The 3,562-nt window shown below is 43.9% G+C and carries 6 protein-coding genes; all 6 read left to right on the top strand.

The window, feature by feature from the left end; all coding sequences use genetic code 11:
• Window positions 1-259 precede the first annotated feature (259 nt).
• The gene (locus IQ242_RS19735; protein ID WP_193961131.1) at window positions 260-631 is read left to right on the top strand and encodes a hypothetical protein; all 372 of its coding nucleotides are present in this window, start codon (window positions 260-262) and stop codon (window positions 629-631) included.
• Window positions 632-643: 12 nt separating this feature from the next.
• Complete coding sequence (minC, locus tag IQ242_RS19730; RefSeq protein WP_193961130.1) at window positions 644-1,477, top strand: septum site-determining protein MinC; 834 nt, start codon at window positions 644-646, stop codon at window positions 1,475-1,477.
• Window positions 1,478-1,664: 187 nt separating this feature from the next.
• Entirely contained in the window at window positions 1,665-2,465 is an 801-nt protein-coding gene (gene minD, locus IQ242_RS19725; RefSeq protein WP_002764793.1) for a septum site-determining protein MinD, read from the top strand.
• A gap of 29 nt (window positions 2,466-2,494) precedes the next feature.
• Window positions 2,495-2,782, top strand: coding sequence for a cell division topological specificity factor MinE (gene minE / locus IQ242_RS19720; protein ID WP_002764792.1), 288 nt, complete (start codon window positions 2,495-2,497; stop codon window positions 2,780-2,782).
• Complete coding sequence (locus IQ242_RS19715; protein WP_193961129.1) at window positions 2,779-2,967, top strand: hypothetical protein; 189 nt, start codon at window positions 2,779-2,781, stop codon at window positions 2,965-2,967. The genes minE and IQ242_RS19715 overlap by 4 nt, the downstream gene beginning before the upstream one ends.
• A 283-nt stretch (window positions 2,968-3,250) precedes the next feature.
• A partial coding sequence (locus IQ242_RS19710) for a phosphoenolpyruvate carboxylase (RefSeq protein ID WP_228021105.1) occupies window positions 3,251-3,562 on the top strand: 312 nt, incomplete at its 3' end.

Genomic DNA, 3,562 nt, shown 5'->3' with positions numbered 1-3,562 from the left:
CCCCACACCCTGCCCCCAGGAAAACCTTTTTCAGCAGACCCTAAATAATAGTCAAGAGGGTGGGAGCATCTATCCTATTCATGGGAGGCCTCATGCTTTGGAGTGATTACCTTTATCGTGATGCCTCCCTTTGATTTTACAAACCTCTCTATCTCGCATCAGCCGTAATTCCTAATTCATAATTCCTAATTCCCACTGCTGCCGGCTGCTCAAGGTTCATAATTAAAGAAACATCTATACTGATAGCCAGTTAATTTTTATGAAAACTGTTGCCGATACGGACTTGAAAAGGCTAGAAGACTTAATTATCAACGGACAAAAAGCGATCGAGACTCGTTTCACGGCGATCGAGACTCGTTTCACGGCGATCGAGAATAGTATCGTCGAAATTAAGGCTGATATTGGCGAAATTAAAGCTGATATTAAGGAAATCAAGCAAGATGTTAAATCCCTAGAGATAGGACAGGCAAAATTAACCGAAAGATTCGAAGGGATGGATAATCGCCTCAAAATAGTGGAGGGCAGTCAAAAAAATCAAATTTGGGCATTGATAACCATTTTAGGCGGTTCACTGATTACCGCTTCCGTCGGTTTGCTGATCGCTATTTTGCGCTTTGTCTTTTTTAAGTAAAAAATTATCTTTATGGATGAAACTAAAACCGGAATAAATCAAGAAATCGACCTAGAAACCGAAAAAATTGAGCCATCAGCCTCGGTCATGGAAAGATACGCCCAAATTCACTTAAAAAGTGAGGGCGAGAAATTGGTGCTAATTTTACCCAAAACTGGCGCCGGGGAGACAAGTCAGGATTGGACAGATATCTTGACAGGATTGAAATATTATCTCCGTAATAGCGGTCAAAACTGCCCGGCTAGAACACCTGTACACCTACGGGCGAGCGATCGCCTGATGGATACGCGGCAACTACAAGCGATCGCCACAATTTTAGACAGCGCCGAATTACCCCTACATACCATCCAAACCCAAAGAAGACAAACCGCAGTGGCAGCGGCAACTATGGGTTACAACGTCGAACAAATGCGATCAAATCCCCCGGTTTTCGGGGACGAGCAACCGCTGCCATCCCTCCTCGCCGAACCTTTGTACTTAAAAACCACCCTGCGATCGGGTGTAGAAATCCGTCACCCGGGTACAGTTATAGTCATGGGCGATATCAACCCCGGCGGATCGATCGTCGCTGATGGCGATATATTAGTTTGGGGGAGTTTACGCGGTGTGGCCCATGCGGGATTCCGCGGCGATCGAGCAGCGGTAATTATGGCCCTGCGAATCGATTTAACTCAACTGAGGATCGCGGAATTAGTGGCACGGGCCCCGGCTTTAAAAAGCGATCGCATGGAACCAGAAATCGCCTGTATCAGCGAAGGAGGAATCCGCATCATTGGGGCTTATAATTTTTCCAGAACCTACACCTTTAAAGATCAAGTGGGATGGGTCGAAAAAAGTGATCAGTGACTGGTAAACAGTGATCAGTAAACGGTGATTCAGTGACCAGTGAACATAGCGATTAACTGCGTTGAAATGAAAAACTCTATCAAACCAATAACTGATAACTGATAACTGATAACTAATAACTGATAACTGATAGCTGATAGCTGATAACTGATAACTGATAACTGATAACTGATAACTGATATAAATTATGGCTCGTGTAATTGTGGTGACATCGGGAAAGGGAGGAGTCGGTAAAACGACGGTAACGGCGAACTTAGGTTCAGCTTTATCTCAATTAGGCTGTCGAGTCGCCCTTGTCGATGCCGATTTCGGACTAAGAAATCTCGATTTATTGTTAGGATTAGAACAGCGTATCGTTTATACTGCCCTCGATGTGGTGGCGGGAGATTGTAGCCTTGATAAGGCTTTAGTTAAGGATAAAAGACAGGAAAATCTGGTTTTATTACCAGCAGCACAAAATCGCACTAAAGAGGCGATTACTGCCGATCAAATGAAGGATTTAGTCGCCCAATTGTCAAAAAGTTACGATTATGTATTGATTGATTGCCCGGCAGGAATTGAAATGGGTTTTCGCAATGCGATCGCTGCCGCCCAGGAAGCGATCATCGTTACTACCCCAGAAATGTCGGCGGTGAGAGATGCCGATCGCGTGGTGGGATTACTAGAAAGCGAGGATATTAAGAGTATCCGTCTGATTGTCAACCGACTGCGGCCAGAAATGATCCAACTTAACCAGATGATCAGCGTCGAGGACATTCTCGACTTATTGGTAATTCCCCTGTTAGGGATTATTCCCGACGATCAAAGAATTATTATTTCCACTAATAAAGGGGAACCATTAGTATTAGAGGAGAAGACCTCTCTCCCCTCCATGGCCTTTAGAAACATTGCCCAGCGTTTACAGGGTCGCGATGTGCCGTTTCTAGATTTAATGGCCGGTCAAGAAGGTTTTCTTACTCGTCTGCGTCGTCGCTTGTTTGGGCCTTAAACTCTCTCATCTCAATCCCTTAACCTACTATGAATGACCTGATCGATAAACTTCTAGCATGGCGCGGTTCGGGCAAAAGTGGCGACCAAGCTAAAAAACGCTTAAAACTTATTCTGGCCCATGATCGCGCCGATCTTAGTCCCGAAATTCTCAATATGATGCGTCAAGAAATCTTAGAAGTGGTCAGTCGTTATCTTGATATCGACACCGAGGAAACCGAGTTGCTCCTAGAAAGTGACCAACGAACTACAGCCCTGATTGCTAATTTTCCGATTCGTCGCATCAAACGCCGTCCTTTAACCGAGAAATTGCCATGAAAACTCAACCGATCGAGCTTTGGCTTAGTCTAGCGGTCAGTCCCTTTCTTTTATCCTATCTGGCCCTGGGTTCCCTCAATCATTGGTTAATTGAATTGGGCCGGGAAAGTGAGGAAGTGTTTCGCGGCGATCGCTTGCCCCTTCTTAATATTCCCGAGCAGTTACCGGTCAACAGTGACCAATAATCCAAGAAAAAAATCCGCCCCCTGAAGAGAGGCAATAATAGTGAAATTTTTGTTAAAAATCGGAAAAAATGTGATTTTTTGGCATATAATCTCATTTTTGACCAACCCTAAAGAACTAATCCCGATCTATCAGTGATCAGTGATCAGTTATTGGTTTGATAGAGTTTTTCATTTCAAGGCAGTTAATCCCTATTTTCACTGATTACTGTTTACTGATTACTGTTTACTGATTACTGATTACTGATTACTGTTTACTGTTTACTGATTACTGATTACTGAAATTATGAGCGTCCTTGTCCCCTCAACCGAAACCGAACAGGATATTTTCAGCACTTCCAACCTGTTTCTGCAGCAAAGACTGAAATTAATCGAAGATTTATGGAAAGAAGTCTTAGTCTCCGAATGTGGTCAAGAATTAGTCGATTTACTGGAATTACTGCGCCATCTCTGTTCTGAGGAAGGACAAGTGACCGATGATAGTCCGGAAGCAATGATCGCCAAAATGATCGAAGACTTGGAACTAGGGGAAGCGATCAAAGTTACCCGCGCTTTTGCCCTCTATTTCCAGTTAATAAATATAATCGAACAACACTAC

The sequence above is a fragment of the Microcystis sp. LEGE 08355 genome (genome assembly GCF_015207185.1).
Classification (GTDB): Bacteria; Cyanobacteriota; Cyanobacteriia; order Cyanobacteriales; family Microcystaceae; genus Microcystis; species Microcystis panniformis.
The sequence above is the reverse complement of the archived record's forward strand: the minus strand, read 5'-3'. Positions and strand labels throughout refer to the sequence as shown.

Bases quoted from the DNA above. Each gene is read 5' to 3' on its own strand.
- IQ242_RS19735 (WP_193961131.1), top strand. From the start codon at position 260: ATGAAAACTGTTGCCGATACGGACTTGAAAAGGCTAGAAGACTTAATT.
- minD (WP_002764793.1), top strand. From the start codon at position 1,665: ATGGCTCGTGTAATTGTGGTGACATCGGGAAAGGGAGGAGTCGGTAAA.
- minC (WP_193961130.1), top strand. From the start codon at position 644: ATGGATGAAACTAAAACCGGAATAAATCAAGAAATCGACCTAGAAACC.
- minE (WP_002764792.1), top strand. From the start codon at position 2,495: ATGAATGACCTGATCGATAAACTTCTAGCATGGCGCGGTTCGGGCAAA.
- IQ242_RS19715 (WP_193961129.1), top strand. From the start codon at position 2,779: ATGAAAACTCAACCGATCGAGCTTTGGCTTAGTCTAGCGGTCAGTCCC.